12 protein-coding genes are annotated in these 19,398 nt (G+C 71.0%); 6 read left to right on the forward strand and 6 right to left on the reverse strand.

Features of this window, described 5'->3' with window-relative positions; all coding sequences use genetic code 11:
* Nucleotides 1-337 precede the first annotated feature (337 nt).
* The 3 genes from ABTZ54_RS28260 to ABTZ54_RS28270 all read left to right on the forward strand — a co-directional run bounded on the left by ABTZ54_RS28260 (nucleotide 338) and on the right by ABTZ54_RS28270 (nucleotide 8,709).
* Nucleotides 338-6,385, forward strand: coding sequence for a DNRLRE domain-containing protein (locus ABTZ54_RS28260; RefSeq protein ID WP_351668392.1), 6,048 nt, complete (start codon nucleotides 338-340; stop codon nucleotides 6,383-6,385).
* Between the two features lie 366 nt (nucleotides 6,386-6,751).
* Nucleotides 6,752-7,393 carry a GntR family transcriptional regulator gene (locus ABTZ54_RS28265; RefSeq protein ID WP_351668394.1) on the forward strand — a complete coding sequence of 214 codons (642 nt, stop codon included), beginning with the start codon at nucleotides 6,752-6,754 and terminating at the stop codon, nucleotides 7,391-7,393.
* Entirely contained in the window at nucleotides 7,390-8,709 is a 1,320-nt protein-coding gene (locus ABTZ54_RS28270; protein ID WP_351668396.1) for an MFS transporter, read from the forward strand. Before ABTZ54_RS28265 ends, ABTZ54_RS28270 begins: the two co-directional genes overlap by 4 nt.
* A 14-nt stretch (nucleotides 8,710-8,723) precedes the next feature.
* Here ABTZ54_RS28270 and ABTZ54_RS28275 read toward each other — a convergent pair whose 3' ends face one another.
* Nucleotides 8,724-9,551, reverse strand: a complete 828-nt coding sequence (locus ABTZ54_RS28275) for a maleylpyruvate isomerase family mycothiol-dependent enzyme (protein WP_351668398.1) — start codon at nucleotides 9,549-9,551, stop codon at nucleotides 8,724-8,726.
* Nucleotides 9,552-9,710: 159 nt separating this feature from the next.
* Between ABTZ54_RS28275 and ABTZ54_RS28280 the strand changes: the two genes are divergently transcribed.
* Entirely contained in the window at nucleotides 9,711-10,484 is a 774-nt protein-coding gene (locus ABTZ54_RS28280; protein ID WP_351668409.1) for a carbon-nitrogen family hydrolase, read from the forward strand.
* Nucleotides 10,485-10,493: 9 nt separating this feature from the next.
* Here the strand turns inward: ABTZ54_RS28280 and ABTZ54_RS28285 are convergent, their stop codons facing one another.
* Nucleotides 10,494-11,981 (reverse strand): aminotransferase-like domain-containing protein, encoded by a 1,488-nt coding sequence (locus ABTZ54_RS28285; protein WP_351668411.1) that lies wholly within the window; start codon nucleotides 11,979-11,981, stop codon nucleotides 10,494-10,496.
* 218 nt (nucleotides 11,982-12,199) lie between these two features.
* On the opposite strand from ABTZ54_RS28285, the gene ABTZ54_RS28290 reads away from it, so the two are divergent.
* The gene (locus tag ABTZ54_RS28290; protein ID WP_351668413.1) at nucleotides 12,200-13,402 is read left to right on the forward strand and encodes a trans-sulfuration enzyme family protein; all 1,203 of its coding nucleotides are present in this window, start codon (nucleotides 12,200-12,202) and stop codon (nucleotides 13,400-13,402) included.
* A 21-nt stretch (nucleotides 13,403-13,423) separates the two neighbouring features.
* On the opposite strand, the gene ABTZ54_RS28295 is transcribed toward ABTZ54_RS28290, so the two are convergent.
* From ABTZ54_RS28295 to ABTZ54_RS28305, 3 genes are read right to left on the reverse strand one after another with little or no spacing between them, the layout of a single operon-like run.
* Nucleotides 13,424-13,915, reverse strand: coding sequence for an LURP-one-related/scramblase family protein (locus ABTZ54_RS28295; protein ID WP_351668415.1), 492 nt, complete (start codon nucleotides 13,913-13,915; stop codon nucleotides 13,424-13,426).
* An 18-nt stretch (nucleotides 13,916-13,933) separates the two neighbouring features.
* Nucleotides 13,934-14,686, reverse strand: a complete 753-nt coding sequence (locus ABTZ54_RS28300) for a bestrophin-like domain (RefSeq protein ID WP_351668417.1) — start codon at nucleotides 14,684-14,686, stop codon at nucleotides 13,934-13,936.
* Nucleotides 14,687-14,694: 8 nt separating this feature from the next.
* Nucleotides 14,695-16,101, reverse strand: coding sequence for a hypothetical protein (locus ABTZ54_RS28305; RefSeq protein WP_351668419.1), 1,407 nt, complete (start codon nucleotides 16,099-16,101; stop codon nucleotides 14,695-14,697).
* A gap of 158 nt (nucleotides 16,102-16,259) precedes the next feature.
* On the opposite strand from ABTZ54_RS28305, the gene ABTZ54_RS28310 reads away from it, so the two are divergent.
* Complete coding sequence (locus tag ABTZ54_RS28310; protein ID WP_351668421.1) at nucleotides 16,260-18,050, forward strand: NHL domain-containing thioredoxin family protein; 1,791 nt, start codon at nucleotides 16,260-16,262, stop codon at nucleotides 18,048-18,050.
* Between the two features lie 47 nt (nucleotides 18,051-18,097).
* Here ABTZ54_RS28310 and ABTZ54_RS28315 read toward each other — a convergent pair whose 3' ends face one another.
* On the reverse strand, nucleotides 18,098-19,390 hold the full coding sequence (locus ABTZ54_RS28315) for a M18 family aminopeptidase (protein ID WP_351668422.1): 1,293 nt from the start codon (nucleotides 19,388-19,390) through the stop codon (nucleotides 18,098-18,100).
* Between the last annotated feature and the right edge of the window lie 8 nt (nucleotides 19,391-19,398).

Genomic DNA, 19,398 nt, shown 5'->3' on the forward strand with positions numbered 1-19,398 from the left:
AGAAGGTGGGACTCACCGTCGACCGCACGTACTCGTTCCCCTTCGCGCGGTCGGTCGGCAAGGTCTTCCCGTACAACGAGTTCATCCTGGTCGCCAAGAGCCTCCTCTGAAGCAGACGTTCCTCATCCGTCCTGACAGAGTCGTTGCCGAATGAACGAGTTTTTCGAACTGATGGTCGGTCCGTCTGTTTATGATCCCCGTTCGGCTGTGTCAGCAGCCGTTTATGGGGAGGGACTTCAGCACGATGAGTGTGAGAAGGAGACCGGCGAGTCGGGTGGGGGGCAGGTGGCTGGAAGCCAGCACGCTGTCACGCATAGCCCTGGCGACAGCCGGCCTGATGGCGGTCGAGGCGGCCCTGGTGGTCGGCACGACGGGCCAGGCAGTGGCCCTGCAGTCTCAGCAGGAGTCGCAGAGCGCCGCTGAGTCGAGTTATCCGACGCAGGCAGCGGATCTGCCGTCGGCTCAGGTGACGGCCCGTCTGTCGGGCAAGCGGGTCGAGGCGCTCTCGGAGCGCACCGAGTCGTCGACGACGTGGGCGAACCCGGACGGCTCGGTGACGCTGGACGCGGCGTCGGGTCCGGTCCGGTTCCGTGACGAGGTCACGGGCAAGTGGCGGGACATCGACGTCGACCTGACGAAGACGCTGGACGGTGGCATCGCCGCCAAGGACCACCCGCTGGGTCTGAAGCTGGCGGGGAAGACCCCGGCGGCGCAGGCGGCGAAGGTCCGCGCGTCCGGACCCGCCGGTGAGGCGGCGACCTCGGCGGTTCCGCTGGTCACGCTGGACGCCGGCAAGGACCGTGAGCTGGGGCTCTCGTGGCGCGGCGCGCTGCCGGAGCCGACCCTGTCGGGGACGACGGCGCGCTATCCGAACGCGCTGACGGCGACGGACCTGGTCATCGAGTCGACCCGGACGGGCTTCGAGCAGTTCCTGGAGCTGAAGAACCGTTCCGCCGTCGAGGCGAACGGCTCGGTGACCCTGACGCTGAACGCGAAGGGCATCAAGGCCCAGGCGAACGCGGACCGCTCGGTCACGTTCGTCGACAAGAAGTCGGGCAAGCAGGTCGGTCTGCTGCCCGCGCCGGTGATGTGGGACGCGTACGTCGACCCGCAGTCCGGCGAGCACACGCGTCAGGCCGATGTGGGCCTGAAGCTGACGCAGCGCGGGAACCAGGTGGACCTGACGCTGACGCCGGACGCGAAGTTCCTGGCCGATCCGCAGACGCAGTTCCCGGTGACGGTGGACCCCGCGGTCAACATCGGCCCCAGCTTCGACACGTTCGTCCAGCAGGGCTACGCGACGGACATGTCGTCCTCGACGGAGCTGAAGCTGGGCAACAACGGCTCGGGCCAGGTGGCGCGGTCCTTCCTCGCCTTCCCGATGGACAAGATCCTCGGCAAGCAGGTCCTGAGCGCCAAGCTGAACCTGTGGAACTTCCACTCCTGGTCCTGCTCGCCCAAGAGCTGGGAGGTCTGGGACACCGGGGCGGTCTCGACGGCCACCCGCTGGACCGCGCAGCCGTCGTGGTTCAACAAGTGGGCCACGTCGACGTCGACCAAGGGCTTCTCGTCGTCCTGTGCGGACGGCTGGGTGAGCACCGACGTCACCAGCATGGCCAAGTACTGGGTCGCCAGTGGCAACACGACGAACCGACTGGGCATCCGGGCGACGGACGAGACGGACCCGAACGGCTGGAAGCGGTTCAACTCGGGCAACGCGGCGTCGAACACGCCGTACATGTCGGTCACGTACAACACCGTTCCCGGTGTGCCGACGCTGGTCAGCCCGGTGCCGAACTTCCCCACCAACGACACGACGCCGGCGCTTTCGGCGAAGGCCGTCGACGGTGACGGGCAGCCGCTCAACCTCGACATCGAGATCTGGGACCGCAACGGCACCGCGTGGCTGCAGGCCCAGGCCTCGGGCATGAAGCCGTCGGGCACGGTGGTGACCTGGTCACCGGCGAACCCGCTTCCGGCCGGTGCCTACAAGTGGCGGTCGCGTTCCTATGACGGGACGACGTTCAGCGCGTGGGCGGCGTTCCGGAACATCAACATCGATACGACGGCTCCGGCGAAGAGCACGATCGCGTCGACGGACTTCCCCGCGAACACGTGGTCCGGCACCCCGGACGCGAACAACACCTTCTCGGGTGCGTTCACCTTCACCCCGCCCACGAGTGACATGGCGTCGGTGGAGTACAAGCTGGACTCCGGCGCCTGGACGGCGGCGGCCACGACCGGCGCCGCGGTGACCAAGACGCTGTCGTTCCCGGCGGGCCCGCACACGGTGACGGTCCGCTCGAAGGACGCGGCGGGCAATGTGTCGGCCGAGTCGTCGCACGTGTTCTACGCGGGCTCGGGTGCGGCGCTGCTGACGCCCGGTCAGGGTGAGCGTCCGGCGCGTCGTGTCGGTCTGTCGGCACTGGGGCTGTCCGTATACAGCGGTGTGACCTACCAGTACCGGCGTGGCGAGACGGACACGTGGAAGGACGTGCCGGTCGCCGATGTGCGGCAGGGCTCGGACACGGTGTCCGGCTGGCCGGTGGCGCTGTCGGGCGGCCAGCCGGCGGGGCTGACGTGGAACATCACGGACTCGCTGGCCGAGGACGGTGCGATCGAGCTCCGTGCGGCGTTCACGGACGGAACGAAGACCGTCTACTCGCCGGTGAACGAGATCACGGTGGACCGCAACGCGGGCACGGCGCCGGATGCGGAGGAAGGGCCGGGGACGGTCAATCTTCTGACTGGAAACTTCACCCTCTCGGCGGCAGACGCATCTCTCTTCGGCATTTCCGTGTCACGCTCGACCTCTTCCCGGCTCCCGGGAGCCGGAGCATTGCAGGACGGCCAGGCGCCGATCTTCGGACCGCAGTGGACCTCGGGCACAGATGGCGCGAGCGACGACGCCGGCTGGTCCTACCTGAAGAAGACCTCGACGACATCAGTCGCGCTGGTCGACCCCATGGGTAAGCAACTGGGTTTCACCGCCACCAACAGCGCTGGCTGGAAGGCGGAGCCGGGTGCTGAGGAGATGACGCTGACCGGATCACTCACGGGTTCCTTCACTCTGAAGGACACCGAGGGAGTGACCACCCTCTTCACCAAGACGGACTCGGCCGCCACTTCTTGGCAGGCGTCCTCCACCACTGTGGCAGGTATCGGGCAGTCGACGACCACGGTGATTTCCGAGGCTGTGACGGTCGATGGAAAGAAGCTGTCCCGCCCCAGACTGGTCATCGCGCCTACCTCTGCCGCCTCAGTTGCAACGTGCTCCGCGAGTCTCACTACGAAGGGTTGCCGGGCACTGGAGTACGTCTACGCGACGACTTCCACTGCCACGGGTGCAGCCTTCGGCGATATCACTGGCCAGGTGAAGGAGGTCCGGGGATGGTCCACTGATCCCGGTGCTGCGACTGCGACCGCCAGAGTTGTCCAGAGGTACCTCTACGACGAATCCGGCCGCCTTCGAGAGACGTACAACCCCCAGATCAGTCCCGCGCTGGTCACTGCCTATGCCTATGACGAGGCAGGTCGCGTCATCACGCTGACGCCGCCCGGGCAGCTGCCTTGGTCATTCACCTACGGCAGGGCGGGCAATGCCGCCACCGCCGGTGACGGCATGCTGCTGAACATCAACCGCTCCGGCCTGCAGCAGGGCACCAAGGACGTGGAGTCCGGCACTGCGAGTGTGAGTGTCGTCTACGACGTACCCCTCACCGGTCCCAACGCGCCCTACCAGCTCGGAGTCTCTGACGTGCGGGCGTGGGGGCAGACGGACGCGCCCGCCGATGCCACTGCGGTGTTCCCCCCCGACGCAGTCCCCGCGACGCATGACGGTCGTAACCTCACCGCCAGTGACTACCGTCGTGCATGGCTCACATACACCAACGCCTCCGGACGCCAGGTGAACACGGCCGTCCCCGGTGGGAGCATCACAACGACCGAGTACGACCGCTTCGGCAACATCATCCGTGATCTGAGCGCGGGCAATCGGGCTCTCGCGCTGGGTGGAACAGCCAGCGACCAGGCGGCGCTCACCGACCTCGGCATTCTCGGTCTGGGTGGGCAGGATCGTGCCGAGCTGCTTTCCACCAGATCCGCATACGACTCCAAGGGCACCCGAAAACTGGAAGAGCTTGGCCCACTGCGTCGCACCACTCAGATCGGCGGGGCACAGCCGATTACGGCTCGCCCGTGGGTGATCACTGAGTACGACACAGGCCGTCCGGCTGATGCCAAGGTGGAGAACCAGGCCACCAAGGTCACCGCTGGAGCTCAGGCGTTGGGCTCCAGGACCATGACCGACGCGCGCGTGACGCAGACCGACTACGACTGGGCCAAGGGGCTTCCGACCAAGACGATCAAGGACCCGGCTGGTCTCGCGATCACCACGGTCACCGCATACGACTCCGAGGGACGAGTCTCCAAACAACTGCTGCCGGGTGCCACCGGTACCGACAGCGCGACCCGCGCGACCACGTACTGGTCCGCGACCGGTACCGGCACGTGTGCCGGACGGCCGGAGTGGGCCGATCAGGTCTGCTCCACCGGGCCGGCCGGAGCCATCGTCGGCGGTGGAAGCAACCCGTCCCAGTTGCCGACCACCACCACGGAGTACGACTGGTCGGGTAATCCGACCAAGCTCGTCGAGTCGGCCAACGGTGTCGATCGAACCACGGTCAACACCTTCGACAACGCCGGCCGCCTTACCAAGAGTGCCATCACTGGTGGTGTCGGCCAGGCGGTTCCGGACACGACGACCGAATACGATCTGGCCACGGGGCAGGTCGTCAAGATGACGCTGTCGACGGGTGGTGTGATCGCCAAGGAGTACGACAGGCTTGGCCGCAGGATCTCGTACACCGACTCAAACGGTGGCGTTACCCGGACCGATTACGACCTGCTCAACCGGCCGGTCAGAATCACTGATTCGGCACCGTCCGTCGTCACCTACGCATACGACACCGCTGCCGAGCCTCGTGGGCTGGTCACCTCGACCACTGACTCGGTTGCCGGAACCTTCTCCGCCACCTACGACGCCGATGGCTCCGTCGCCACGGAGAAGCTCCCCGGTGGGCTCACTCTCGCAGTGAGCGAGGACACCGCAGGCGCCTTCGTGTCCCGCGTCTACACCCGTGACAGCGACGGCGCGGTCGTCTATTCCGACAATGTCGCGGAATCGGTCCACGGCCAGGTCACTGAGCACGCGGGCTGGTCCGGCCAGGACTACACGTACGACTCCACCGGTCGGCTGACCGGAGTCGACGACACCGTGGGCGACATCTGCACGCGCCGTACCTATGGATTCGACAAGCGTGCCAACCGCACTGCCGCCGCCACTGTCAGCGGCACAGCGGGCGCTGCTTGCCCGGCCACGGGAGGGAGTAGCTCGACCCATACCTATGACAGCGCCGACCGCATCGTCGACAGCGGATATGCCTACGACGCCTTCGGCCGCACCACCGCTCTCCCGGGGAGCCAGGTCAGTTACTTCGCCAACGATCTCGTCCAGCAGCAGACCACTGGGACCCAGCGTCAGACCTGGCGGCTGGATCCCGGATACCGCTTCGGCTCGTGGACTGTCGAAGAGAACACCGACGGCGTCTGGAGCCAGAGCGCGGCGAAGACAAACCACTATGGCGACGACAGTGACAACCCTCGATGGGTAACGGAAGACGTGGGCGACGGCAGCATCAGTCGCAACGTCGGTTCCGCCACGGGAGACTTCGCGGCTGTCACCAGCGGGAGCGGCGACACTGTGCTCCAGCTCACCAACATCCACGGCGACGTCGCGCTCCAGCTTCCGCTGGACACCAGCGACGCCCCCTTGGTCCTGGACAACGACGAGTACGGCAACACCCGCACCGGCCGGCCGTCCGTGCGCTACGACTGGCTCGGCGGCAAGCAGCGCTCCAGCGAGACCTTGACGGGCCTTGTCCTCATGGGCGTCCGGCTCTACAACCCGGACAGCGGACGCTTCCTCTCTCAAGACCCGTTCTACGGAGGGAACGCCAACGCTTACGAGTACTGCTATGGCGAGCCGGTCAACTGCACCGACCTGAGCGGGCAGTGGTCCTATACGACGTGGCGCGCGTGGTGGGCCCCCTACCATCACATCAAGATCTATACCACGCGAAGCGAAGCCGGTTGGCTGGCATTCACGGCAGGTGCGGTTGGCCAGCTGCTCGGTGTCGTCGCAAGCTACCTGAATGGACCGCTCAAGCTGGCTGTGACGTTGGCCCGTTACTACGCGTGGTATATCGCCTCAGTGAGTGGCTATGCTTGGAAGCGAGGCAAGGGAGTGGTCATCTATTCCTACGTATCCTTGATTCCCGCGCCTCACGCCGCAGCGCCAACTGTGTGGCCCAGGGGAGGATGGTAATGACCCGTCGACTCAATGCCGCAACTTCCGCAGCCTTCGTGGGTGAATTGGTCGCTGGTTCCGTGTTGACGGCGCTGGCCGTCTACCTGGGGACGGACGCGCCAGTGCTTCTCGCGGTCTTCGCGCTGGGGGGGCTCAGCTTCTTCCTTGACGCGTTGCGCCGCTGGAGAGCTCAGGGCGGAAGCGGGGCATGACGCTCTGGGTGGGACCTGCGCTCGCCGAGAGTCCTGACGCGCCTGTAGGAGTGGTCTTGACCGAGAGTTCCGTGTAGTCCACGGAACCTACTCAGACCGCGCAACGGGACAGGCCCGTCCGCATCGCGGACGGGCCTGTCTGTTGTACCTCTGTTGTATCTAAGCTGTGTCCATGGCATCCGCACCCCCCGCAGCAGACCGCGTCTACATGCACGTCAAGCAGGCCGTCCTCGACCGCAGGTACGAAGGGGGGACCCTGCTGACCGAGGGGGAGCTCGCGCTGGCGGTGGGGGTGTCGCGGACGCCGGTGCGGGAGGCGTTGCTGAAACTGGAGATGGAGGGGCTGCTCAAGCTCTATCCGAAGAAGGGGGCCCTCGTGCTCGCGGTCTCCGCGCAGGAGATCGCGGATGTCGTCGAGACGCGGCTGCTCGTGGAGGAGTTCGCGGTGCGGCGGGCCGTGCCTGCGGGGCCGGGGCTTGTCGGGCGGCTGGAGGAGCTGCTGGAGGAGCAGAAGCGGCGGGCCGAGGCGGGGGATCTGGCCGAGGTCGCCGCCACCGACCGGGCCTTCCACGCCGAGATCGTCCAGCACGCCGGGAACCAGATCCTCGCCCGGCTCTACGACCAGCTGCGGGACCGGCAGCTGCGGATGGGGGTCGCCGTGATGCAGTCCCAGCCGGACCGGGTCGCCAAGAACATCGTCGAGCACGCCGAGATCCTGGAGCGGATCAAGGCGGGGGACGTCGAGGGGGCCGCCGGGTGTGTCCGGCAGCATCTGAGCTGGGTCAAGGTGCTGGTCCGGGGAGAGGCCCGGTGAGCGGGCGGAAGAACGGGTATGGCTCTGCGGTCTCCTTGCCCGGGGATCCGCCCGGTGGGCGGAGGGCCGCGCTCGTCTGGGGTGTCGGGGTTGCCGTCTACTTCGTCGCCGTTATTTTTCGGACCTCGCTGGGTGTCGCCGGGCTCGATGCCGCCGATCGGTTCGGGGTCAATGCCTCGGCGCTCTCCACGTTCTCCATACTTCAGCTGCTCGTCTACGCCGGGATGCAGATACCCGTCGGCCTCATGGTCGACCGGCTCGGCACCAAGAAGGTGCTGACCATCGGCGTGCTGCTGTTCACCCTCGGGCAGCTCGGCTTCGCCTTCTCCCCCACGTACGGCATGGCGCTCGCCTCCCGGGCCCTGCTCGGCTGCGGTGACGCCATGACCTTCATCAGCGTGCTGCGGCTGGGGACACGGTGGTTCCCCGCCCGGCGCGGCCCGCTCGTCGCCCAGCTCGCCGGGCTCGTCGGGATGGCCGGAAACCTCGTCTCCACCCTCGTCATCGCCCGGCTCCTGCACGGCCTCGGCTGGACCGCCGCCTTCGCGGGCAGCGCCGCCGCCGGAGCGGTCGTCCTCGTCCTGCTGCTGCTCTTCCTCAAGGACCACCCCGAGGGGTACGAGCCCGAGCCCCTGCCCCACGCGGGCGCCGCCTTCGTCCGCCGCCAGATCGGCGAGTCCTGGCGCGAGCCCGGCACCCGGCTCGGGATGTGGGTGCACTTCACCACCCAGTTCCCCGCCATGGTCTTCCTGCTGCTCTGGGGCCTGCCCTTCCTCGTCGAGGCGCAGGGCCTGAGCCGCGAGACCGCCGGATCGCTGCTCACCCTCGTCGTGGCCTCCAACATGGTGGTGGGGCTCGTCTACGGGCAGGTCATCGCCCGCCACCACGCCGCCCGCGCCCCGCTCGCCCTCGGCACCGTCGCCGCGACCGCGACCCTCTGGGCCGCCACCCTCGCCTACCCCGGCGACCACGCGCCGATGTGGCTGCTGATCACCCTGTGCACCGTGCTCGGGGCCTGCGGGCCCGCCTCCATGATCGGTTTCGACTTCGCCCGGCCCGCCAATCCGCCCGAGCGGCAGGGCACGGCGTCCGGCATCGTGAACATGGGTGGTTTCGTCGCCTCCATGACGACGCTGTTCGCCGTGGGGGTCCTTCTCGACGCCACCGGGGGCGATTACCGGATCGCCTTCTCCTCGGTCTTCGTCCTCGAAGCCCTCGGCGTCGTGCAGATCCTCCGGCTCAAGTCCCGCACCACCCGACGGGAGCGGGAGCGGCTCGTGGCCAGTCGGGTCGAGGTCGTGCACGTCCCCGCGTAGGCCGGGACCAGTTACTAGTTCGGCGTGACCGCGAAGTGGTCCAGGATCGCCTTCGCCAGGTCCTCGTCGCCCTCGGTCTTCACCCGGTCGGCCACCTCGGCCGGCCGGACCCGGCCGCAGGCCAGGCGCACGAAGGTCTCCCAGTCCGTCATCAGCGTCACCGCCGGGCCCAGCGACGGCGCCCCGTCCACCGAGCCGTTGCCCTCCGCGTCCACCCGTACCGTCCGCAGGAACTCCACCGGGCCCGTCACGTCGATGACCACCGCCGAGCTCGTCGGCGCGCCCGCCTCCTTCGCGACGACGTGCGGCAGCGCCTCCAGGAGCACGTCCCGCGTGACGTACGCGCCGGGGGAGTCCAGGTTGCCGGGGACGCCGAGGGTGGTCCGCAGGTCCTGCTCGTGCACCCAGCAGTCGAAGGCGCGCATCCGGTAGGCCAGTTCCAGGGTCTGCTCCGCGCCCAGCGGGGCGCGCATCAGCGCGTCCGGCTTCCGGTTCTCGTTGCGCAGCTGACGGGCCCTGCGGATCAGGATGTACTCCAGCTCCGAGGTCATCTCCGGCGCCGTGTGGTGCCGCCGCACATCGACCTGCATCTCCATGTAGCGGGCGAAGTCACTGCGTACGTGGTAGAGATCGCGGGGCAGGCTGTGGATCGGGCGCGGGTCGCCCAGCATCTCGGTCTCCATGCCGATGACATGGGAGACGATGTCGCGGACCGACCAGCCGGGGCACGGGGTGGCGCGGTTCCACTCGCCCTCCACGAGCGGCTGCACCAGCTCGGCTATCGCTTCGATGGAGTGGGTCCAGGCGTCGGCGTAGTTCTGGAGGCTGGGATGGACGGTCACGGGACCCCTCGGCGGCGCTGGTACGGCTGGGCGGGCTGAAAACATGTCTGCGTGGGAGGCTCGTTGGCTAAGTTACGCTGCCCGCAGGCACCCCGGCAGTGCTTTCGTGTGACGATCGTAGGCCGGTGTTGACGGCTCGAATGCCAGGACGGTGGTAGTGTGCGCGCCTCGCTGATCCAGATCGCGGTAGACCCGGACGAACCGGTCGAGAGCCGGAGGGCGCGCGTCGCCCGGCTCGTGCGGGCGGAACGGGGCGGGGCGGACCTGGTGGTCCTGCCCGAGCTGTGGCCCGTCGGAGCCTTCGCCTACGAGTCCTTCGCCGCCGAGGCCGAGCCGCTGAAGGGCCCCACGTACGCGGCGATGGCGGCGGCCGCGCGGGACGCCGAGGTCTGGCTGCACGCGGGCTCGATCGTCGAGGCGGCGGGCGGGGCGCTCTACAACACCTCGCTCGTCTTCTCCCCCGACGGCGAGCTCGTCGCCTCCTACCGCAAGATCCACCGCTTCGGCTTCGACAAGGGCGAGGCGGTGCTGATGACGGCCGGCGAGGACCTCGTCACCGTCGATCTGCCGCAGCTCACCGTCGGCGTCGCCACCTGCTACGACCTGCGCTTCCCCGAGCTGTTCCGCGGCCTCGTCGACGCGGGCGCCCAGGCCTTCGTGCTGCCGGCCGGCTGGCCCGCCCGGCGCCTCGGCCACTGGCGGCTGCTGGCCCAGGCCCGCGCCGTCGAGAACCAGGCGTACGTCCTGGCCTGCGGCACCGCCGGCACCCACGCGGGCGTCGAGCAGGCCGGGCACTCGATGGTCGTCGACCCCTGGGGCGAGATCCTCGCGGAGGCGGGCCCGGACGAGGAGACCCTGCGGGTCGTCCTGGACCCGGCGAAGGTGAACGTCACGCGGGAGCAGTTCCCGGCGTTGAAGGACCGGTTGCTGTAGGGCACGCCCTCATACCGTGATCGCTCCCAGGGCGGCTCCGGCTCCGGCTCCGGTCCCTGGCCCCGCCCCCGGTGCGTACTCCCCCCACGCCGTCGCCAGGCGGCGTACCGCCTCCGACAGCAGCGGGTGCGGCAGCAGGAAGTGGAGCCGTAGCATCCGGGTGCTGCCGCCCAGGGCGTCCATCGTCGAGCCGGGCAGCACGGCGACCCCGTGGCGCAGCGCGACCTGCGCGAACGCGACGCCGTCGCCGTGCGGCAGGCGCACCCACAGGGTCTGGCCGCCCCGGGCCGGCGGGCAGGACCAGGCGGGCAGCAGCCGGGCCAGTTCGGCGCGCAGGTGGTCGTGGCCCGCGCGGAGCTCGGCGAGGCGTCGGCGCAGCAGCGGGTCGAAGGCGTCGAACAGCCGGACGGCGGCCAGTTGGGACGGGACGTCGCTGCCCAGGTCGTGCAGCGCCTTCAGCCGGGCGAGACGGGCGATCAGCGGGGCCGGGCCACGGACCCAGCCGATCCGCAGGCCGCCCCAGACCACCTTGCTGAGCGAGCCGACGGCGACGACCTCGGAGCCGTACGAGGAGAGCGCGGGCCCGCCGTCCGGCTCCGCCGCGAGGTCCAGCTCCGTCAGCACCTCGTCCTCGACCAGCGGCACCCCGAACGTCCGGGCCGCCTCCACCAGTCGGCGCCCGGGCAGCGGCGGCAGCACGGTGCCGGTCGGGTTCTGGAAGCGGGGGATCACATAGGCGAGGGCCGGGCGGTGACGTTCCATCACCCGGATCGCCTCCGCCACGTCGAGGCCGTCCGGGCCCACGGCCACCGGCCGCACCACCGCCGCCGCCTCCCGGAACAGGTCCAGGGCCCCCGGATACGTCGGCGCCTCCACCAGCACCCCGTCACCCGGCGCCACCAGGAGCCGGGTGAGCAGCGCGAGACCCTGCTGGGCGCCGGTGGTGACCAGGAGCTCGGCGGGCGAGGTCGGCACGCCCCGGCGCGCGTACCGGCGCGCGACGGCCTCGCGGAGCGCGGGCAGGCCCGCCGGGTGGTAGCCGAGGTCGTCACCGGGCAGGGTGAGCCCCGCGTACGCCTCGGCGAGTTCGCGCGGGGCGCCCAGGGGCGCGGCGCAGCTCAGCAGGATCGCGTCGTGGGACGGTTCGAGCAGGTACAGGAACATCGGGTTCGACGTCTCCGTCACCCGGGGCCCGGGCGGCGGTGCGAGCACGGCGGGTGCCACCCGGGTGCCGCTGCCCTGACGGCGTACCAGACGCCTCTCCTGACGCAGCGTCTCGTACGCCGACACCACCGTCGTACGCCCCACCGCGAGCGCCGCCGCGAGCCGCCGGTCCGGGGGCAGCACGGTGTCCGGCGGCAGCCTGCCCTCGTCCACCAACTGGCGCAGGCGGGCGGCGAGCAGGAGGTAGAGCGGCCCCCGCCCGGCGGACCAGCGGCCGAGCCGCGCGACGAGCTCCCCGGGCGGAACGGCGGCCGGGCCGGGAGCGGGGCTCATCGTGCGTCCAGGGGGAGGGCGGCGGGGCTCATCGGGCGTCCAGGGGAGGGGAGTCGGGCTTGGTCGGTGCTCATCGGGCGGCCGACGGCAGGGCGGCCGACGGCAGGGCATTCAGCGGCAGGGCATCCGGCAGCAGGTGACTGATTGGCTTCATCGGCGGACCAATCTGCCGGGATTGGTCCTGTAGCCGCAAGACCCCCGTCCGCAGACTGGGCGGCATGAGCGCAGCCGACTCCTCTTTCGACAGCCACCGTCCCGAGACCCTCGCCGTCCACTCCCCGCAGCCCGAGATCCGGGGCAGCAGGCCGCTCGGCGTGCCGCTGCACCAGGGCCATGTCTTCGCCTTCGAGACCGCCGACGCCATGGCCGAGGCCTTCCACTCGACGGACACCTTCCTCTACAGCCGGATGGGCAACCCGACCGTCCGCGCCCTGGAGACCGCCGTCGCCCGCCTGGAGGGCGGCGCCGCCGCCCTCTCGTACGCCTCCGGCATGGGCGCCATCAACGGCGTGCTGCTCGCACTGCTCTCCACCGGCGGCCACGTCATCGCCCAGCGCTGCCTCTACGGCGGTACGTACGCCCTGCTCACCGACCTCGCCGCGCGCTGGGGCGTCGACGTCACCTTCGTCTCCGGCACCGACCCCGACGAGGTGCGGGCCGCGCTGCGCCCCGAGACCCGGCTGCTCTACCTGGAGACCATCGCCAACCCCACCACCCGCGTCTCCGACCTGCCCGCCCTGATCGCCGTCGCCCGCGAGGCGGGGGTGCCGTCCGCCGTCGACAACACCTTCGCGTCGCCGCTGCTGTGCCGGCCGATCGAGTACGGCGCCGACATCGTCGTGCACTCCGCGACCAAGTACCTCGCCGGTCACGCCGACGTCCTCGGCGGCATCGCCGTCTTCAAGGACGAGGAGCTGTACGGCCGCGTCCGCCACTACGCCGTCGAACAGGGCGCGATCACCGACCCGTTCGCCGCCTGGCTGACCCTGCGCGGGCTGCAGACGCTGCCGCTGCGCATCGAGCGGCAGTGCGCCAACGCGGCCGGGCTCGCGGCGCGGCTCGCCGGCCACCCGGCGGTGGCCGCCGTCCGGCACCCCGCCCTCGCCGGCCACCCCGACCACGAGGTGGCGGCCCGGCTGCTGCCCAAGGGCGGCGGCGGGGTGGTCTCCTTCGACCTCGCGGGCGGCCGGGAGGCGGGCCGGGCCGTCGTGGAGGGGGTCCGGCTCGCCTCGCTCAGCGCCTCGCTCGGTGATGTGAAGACCCTGGTCATGCACCCGGCCTCCACCTCGCACCGCCAGCTGGACGCGGCGGCGCTTGAGGCGGCGGGCATCGGACCGGGCACGGTCCGGCTCTCGGTCGGCATCGAGCACGTCGAGGACCTGTGGGCGGACTTGGAGCAGGCCCTGGAGAAGGCGATCTGATCCGCGGCCGAGGCCCCGTCCTCAGTCCTCCCGTTCCCGCTCGGCCATCCGGATCACGCACACCGCGACCGCGATGAGCAGAGCGGGATCGGCGTCCTCGCGGACCGCGTTCACGGCGTACGTGTCGCGGACGTGGAACCACTGGCGGGAGATGTGGGCCAGCAGCTCGCCGTCGTACTCGACGGTGAACTCCCGGTCCAGGATCCGGCCGCTGATGTCGAGTTCGGTGCCCTCCACGAGGGTGACGCGGTAGTGGTTGCGGAGGAGCGAGAGGCGCTTGCGGCGGATGGTGGCGAGCGGGCGGTCGTCCCGCTCGATCGTCATGGCGTCCCGCAGGCTGAACATCTTCTGCCGCAGCGTGATGAGGACCTGCCCGTTCGGGTCCTTCAGCTCCAGGGTGTCGCGCAGCCGCATGGCCTTGCCGTCGACGAGGAAGGCGTGGCGGCCCCGCTCGTCCTCGATCCAGTAGTCGTCGCCGATCGCGAAGATCTTGTCCCGTACCAGGTATTTCATGGCGGAATGCCTTCCCCGTCACGGGGAGAAGTAGCGCGTGAACGGGTCCGGACTCGCGCCGAGCGTCGCCCCGAAGGGCGAGTCCAGTTGGTGGATGAGCAGCACGGTGAACGCGATGAAGCCGGCCAGGCCCATCACCATCACCACATGGGTGGTGCTCCGGCTGATCCCGAACAGGAACATGAACGCCAGCGTGAGCAGACCGCCGATGATGAGCCCGGCCCACAGGACGGGGGACAGGCTCTCCTGCGCCGCCGCCTCCCGCCCGCGCCGGGAGTCGTCCACGTAGCCGATCTGCGCGAGCATCTCCTGCGCGGCGATCTGCTGGGCCGCGGTGGCGGTGCCGTGCAGCTGGCTCGCGTCGCGCAGCCGGGCGAGCAGGGTCCAGCCCGCCGGCCCGAGGGGCTCGCGTTCGGCCATCAGCGGCCACTCGACGTCCACGACATGGGCGGCGTACGCGCGGGCCGCCTGCCGCACCGGTTCCTGCTGGGCGGCGGGGAGGGTGTCCGCGAGGAGGTACGTCTGGTGGAGCGCGCTCGCCTCGGCCTGCACCATGTCGTCGGCGGAGGCGCGGGTGTCCCAGACGGAGACCAGGCAGAGGCCGAGCACGATGGCGTAGAGGACCGAGACCATCATCGCGATGTACTCGGCGACGTCCTCGCGGGGCTCGTCGTCCTCGCTCACCGGGAAGAGCCGCGTCTTGGCGACCACGGCGAGCGCGGCGACGGCGGCGACGCCGATGACGACGACGAGGGTTTCCAGAAGGGCCATGGGGTCTCTCAGTGGTGGCGGGAACCGAGGAGTGCGGCGGCGAGGGCCGCCGGGATCAGCAGGAGCAGCAGCGTCACGACCACGCCGAGGTGCGGGAGTTCGCGGGAGCGGCGGTGGATACGGGGCAGCAGGCCCTCGTCGTCGGCGGGGACGGCGGCGGGGACGCGGGCGGTGGGGGTGTTGTTGTTGGTGTTGGTGGTGGGCGGCTGCGCCGGTGGTACGCCGGGGGGCTGGGCGCCTGGGGGGAGCGCCCCGGCGGCCGTTCCCGCTCCGGCGGCGGCTCCGGCGGCGGCCGCGCCTCCAGCTCCGGCGCCTGCTCCGGCGCCTGCGCCTGCGCCTCCGGCTCCCGCGCCCGCGGCTCCGGCGGCTCCGGCTCCCGCACCTCCGGCCCCGGCAGCCCCAGCACCCGCAGCACCCCCAGCAGCACCAGCCGCACCCGGAGCCCCCAGAGCCCCTGAACCCCCCGGACCCCCCGGAGTACCCAAGGCACCAGCCACCCCACCCGCCCCCACCCCACCCGGCGGCACCACACCCCGTACCGCAGAGGGCGCCCCCGGCACACCCCCAGCCGAGGACCCACCCCCAGTCCCGCCCCCACTCCCACTCCCACTCCCCGCCCCACCCTCCACCCGGAACACCGCCGAAGCCCGCGCCGTGAGTTCCGGTGCGGGGACGGTCTCCCCCCGTTCGCCGTAGGTCGTGACGCGGTCGCTGCCCGAGGCGAGGCCGGTGCTGCGGTAGGTGCCGGGGAGGCGCCGTACCGTCGCCGTGCACCCGGCGGAGGCGCCGGGCGCGAGGACGGGGACGGGCGCCCCCGGGCCCGTACCGCAGTCGGGGACGGCGTTCAGGGCGGCGTCGGAGAGGCGGACGGTGTGGACGGGGCGGTTGCCGAGGTTGGTGACGGTGTAGCGGACGACCGCCGTGCCGGGGCCGGGCGGGGAGGTGACCCGTGCGGTCTCGGTCAGCCTCAGCGCCCCGGCCACCCCCTCGTATCCGGCGCGGGCGATGGCGGTGACCCGGCGGTTCAGGGAGGGGATGTTCCCGGTGGCCCAGGCGGTCGCCAGGTGGGAGCCGGACAGGGCGCGGAAGCGGGCGGTGCACACCATCGTGCGGAGCGCGAGGAGCGGTCGGGCGGGGCAGCGTACGAGGTCGCCGGGGACGCCGGGGTCGGCGATCCGTACGCCGTAGAGGTCGGCCTCGCCCCGGTTGACCAGGAGATATCGCTTCACGACCGTGCCGCCGGCCCGGACGGCGCGGGCGTTCGACCCGCCCGCGCCGTTCACGGTGACGCTCATGCCGAGCGCCCCCTCACCGGCCCCGCCCGCCCGGGCGGCGGGCGTCCAGACGGGCAGGAGCAGCAGCGCGAGCAGGGACACGGGCAGCAGTGACAGCGCAGCACTCCGGAACCGCCGCATGGCACCCTCCCTGCGAACCGCGAACGAAAAACCGATGATCGTTCCGGCTGCCATGCTCGCCATGGCCCCCGCCCCGGCGCGAGGCAAGACACGCGGCCGTCCCGCCACCCGGGGCCCCTCATTCATCCGTCCGGCCGGACGTACGGCACCCTGGAGCCATGAACGACGACTCCGTGCGCGCGCGCGTCCGTGTCCGTGCCCCCGAGCTGACCGGCAAGGGTGGCTGGCTCAACACCGGCGGAGACGATCTGACCCTCACCGACCTGCGGGGGAAGATCGTTCTGCTCGACTTCTGGACCTTCTGCTGCATCAACTGCCTGCACGTCCTCGACGAGCTGCGCGAGCTGGAGGAGAAGCACCGGGACACCCTGGTGATCATCGGGGTGCACTCGCCCAAGTTCGTGCACGAGGCCGAGCACCAGGCCGTCGTCGACGCCGTCGAGCGCTACGAGGTGCACCACCCGGTGCTCGACGACCCGGAGCTCGCGACCTGGAAGCAGTACGCCGTACGGGCCTGGCCGACGCTCGTCGTGATCGACCCCGAGGGGTACGTCGTCGCCCAGCACGCCGGTGAGGGGCACGCCAACGCGCTCCGGACGCTGGTCGAGGAGCTGGAGGCCGAGCACGGCGCGAAGGGGACGCTGCGGCGCGGCGACGGGCCGTACGTGCCGCCGGAGCCGGTCGCGACCGATCTGCGCTTCCCCGGCAAGGCGGTCCTGCTGCCGTCCGGGAACTTCCTGGTCTCCGACACCACCCGCCACCAGCTCGTGGAGCTGGAGCCGGACGGCGAGACGGTGGTGCGCCGGATCGGCGACGGGGAGTTCCGGGAGCCGCAGGGTCTCGCGGTGCTGCCCGACGGGAAGGTCGTCGTCGCCGACACCGTGCACCACGCGCTGCGGCTGCTCGACCCGGCCACCGGCACCTCCGAGCGGATCGCGGGCACCGGCCGCCAGTGGTGGCAGGGCTCCCCGACCTCGGGGCCCGCGCTCGACGTGGACCTGTCCTCGCCGTGGGACGTGGCCTGGTGGCAGGGGAAGGTGTGGATCGCCATGGCCGGGGTGCACCAGCTGTGGACGTACGACCCGGATACCGGCACCGTCGAGGTCGCGGCCGGCACCACCAACGAGGGCCTGGTCGACGGGCCCGCCGGTGAGGCCTGGTTCGCGCAGCCGTCCGGGCTCGCCGCGACCGAGGACCGGCTGTGGGTGGCCGACTCCGAGACGAGCGCGCTGCGCTGGGTCGACCCCGACGGGTTCGTGCACACCGCCGTCGGCACCGGGCTCTTCGACTTCGGGCACCGTGACGGCGAGGCCGGGCAGGCGCTGCTCCAGCACCCGCTGGGCGTGACCGCGCTGCCCGACGGCTCGGTCGCCGTCAGCGACACGTACAACCACGCCCTGCGCCGCTTCGACCCGGTGAGCGGCGAGGTCACCACGCTCGCCACCGATCTGCGCGAGCCGAGCGACGCGGTCGTCGTCGGCGAGGACGTCGTGGTCGTCGAGTCGGCCCGGCACCGGTTGACCCGGCTGCGGCTGCCCGAGGAGGCCGTGCAGGTCGAGTCGGTCGCCCACCGCACCCAGCGCGAGGCCACCGACATCGCGCCAGGCCGGCTCCGCCTCGACGTGGTCTTCCAGGCCCCGAAGGGCCAGAAGCTGGACGAGCGCTACGGCCCGTCGACCCGGCTGCTCGTCTCCTCGACCCCGCCGGAGCTGCTGCTCACGGGCGAGGGCACGGGCACGGACCTCTTCCGCGAGCTCGCACTGAACCCGGAGCTCACCGAGGGCGTCCTGCACGTCTCGGCGATGGCCGCGTCCTGCGACGACGACCCGGAGAACGAGTACCCGGCCTGCCATGTGCACCAGCAGGACTGGGGCGTCCCGGTGAGGATCACCGAGGGCGGCGCGGCCCGGCTGCCGCTGATCCTGGCGGGGATGGACGCGGACGCCTGACGGTCCTCCGCCGGGCCGGGGGGCTCCCCCGGCCCGGGGGTACGGGCTCAGCCCTCCAGGAACGCCACCAGCGCGTTCGCCAGGTGGTGCGGGTCCTCGGAGCCGCAGAGTTCGCGGGCGCTGTGCATCGAGAGGCAGGCGACGCCGATGTCGACGGTGCTGATGCCGTGGCGGGCGGCGGTGATCGGGCCGATCGTGGTGCCGCAGGGCATGTCGTTGTTGGAGACGAAGGACTGCCACGGCACGCCGGCCTTCTCGCAGGCGGCGGCGAAGACGGCGCGGCCGCTGCCGTCGGTGGCGTAGCGCTGGTTGACGTTCACCTTGAGGATCGGGCCGCCGTTGGGGCGCGGGTGGTGCGTCGGGTCGTGGCGCTCGCTGTAGTTGGGGTGCACGGCGTGGCCGACGTCGGAGGAGAGGCAGATCGAGCCGGCGAGCGCGCGGGCCTTGTCCTCGTAGCCGCCGCCGCGGGCGTAGACCGAGCGCTCCAGGACGTTGCCGAGCAGCGGGCCCTGGGCGCCGGTGTCGGCCTCGGAGCCGTTCTCCTCGTGGTCGAAGGCGGCGAGGACCGGGATGTACGGGAGGTCGGGCAGCGCCGACACCGCCGCGAGGGCGGCGACGCAGGCGTGCACGGAGATGAGGTTGTCCATGCGCGGGCCGGCGAGGAGTTCGCGGTCGCGGCCCAGGTAGGCGGGGGCCTCGACGGCGTGCACCATCAGGTCCCAGCCGGCCACGTCCTCGGCGTCGACGCCCGACTCCTCGGCGACGAACGAGATCAGGTCGCCCTCGTGGACCTCGCCCAGGCCCCAGATCGGCTGCATGTGGCGCTGGCGCTCCAGCTTCATGCCGTCGTTGACGCCCCGGTCGAGGTGGACGGCGAGCTGCGGGACGCGCAGCACGGGCCGGTCCACGTTGACGAGCGCGGTGCTGCCGTCGCGGAGGGTGAGCCGGCCGGCCAGGCCGAGGTCGCGGTCGAGCCAGCTGTTGAGCAGCGGTCCGCCGTAGATCTCGACGGCGACCTGGCGCCAGCCCTCGCGGCCGAAGTCGGGCTGCGGCTTGACGCGCAGGTTGGGGGAGTCGGTGTGGGCGCCGACGATCCGGAACGGCGTGTGCGGGGCGGCGCCCTCGGGCACGTACCAGGCGATGATCGCGCCGCCGCGGACGACGTACTTGCCGCCCGTCGTCGCGTCCCAGGCGTCGGTCTCCTCGACCTTGCGGAAGCCGGCCTTCTCCAGCCGCGCGGCGGTGTTGGCCACCGCGTGGTACGGCGACGGCGAGGCCGCGAGGAAGGTCATGAGGTCATCGGTGTGGCCGCGGTCGAAGCGGGGAGCTGCGCTACTCATGCGTTCAC

The organism is Streptomyces sp. NPDC094032 (assembly GCF_040303965.1).
Lineage (GTDB): Bacteria > Actinomycetota > Actinomycetes > Streptomycetales > Streptomycetaceae > Streptomyces.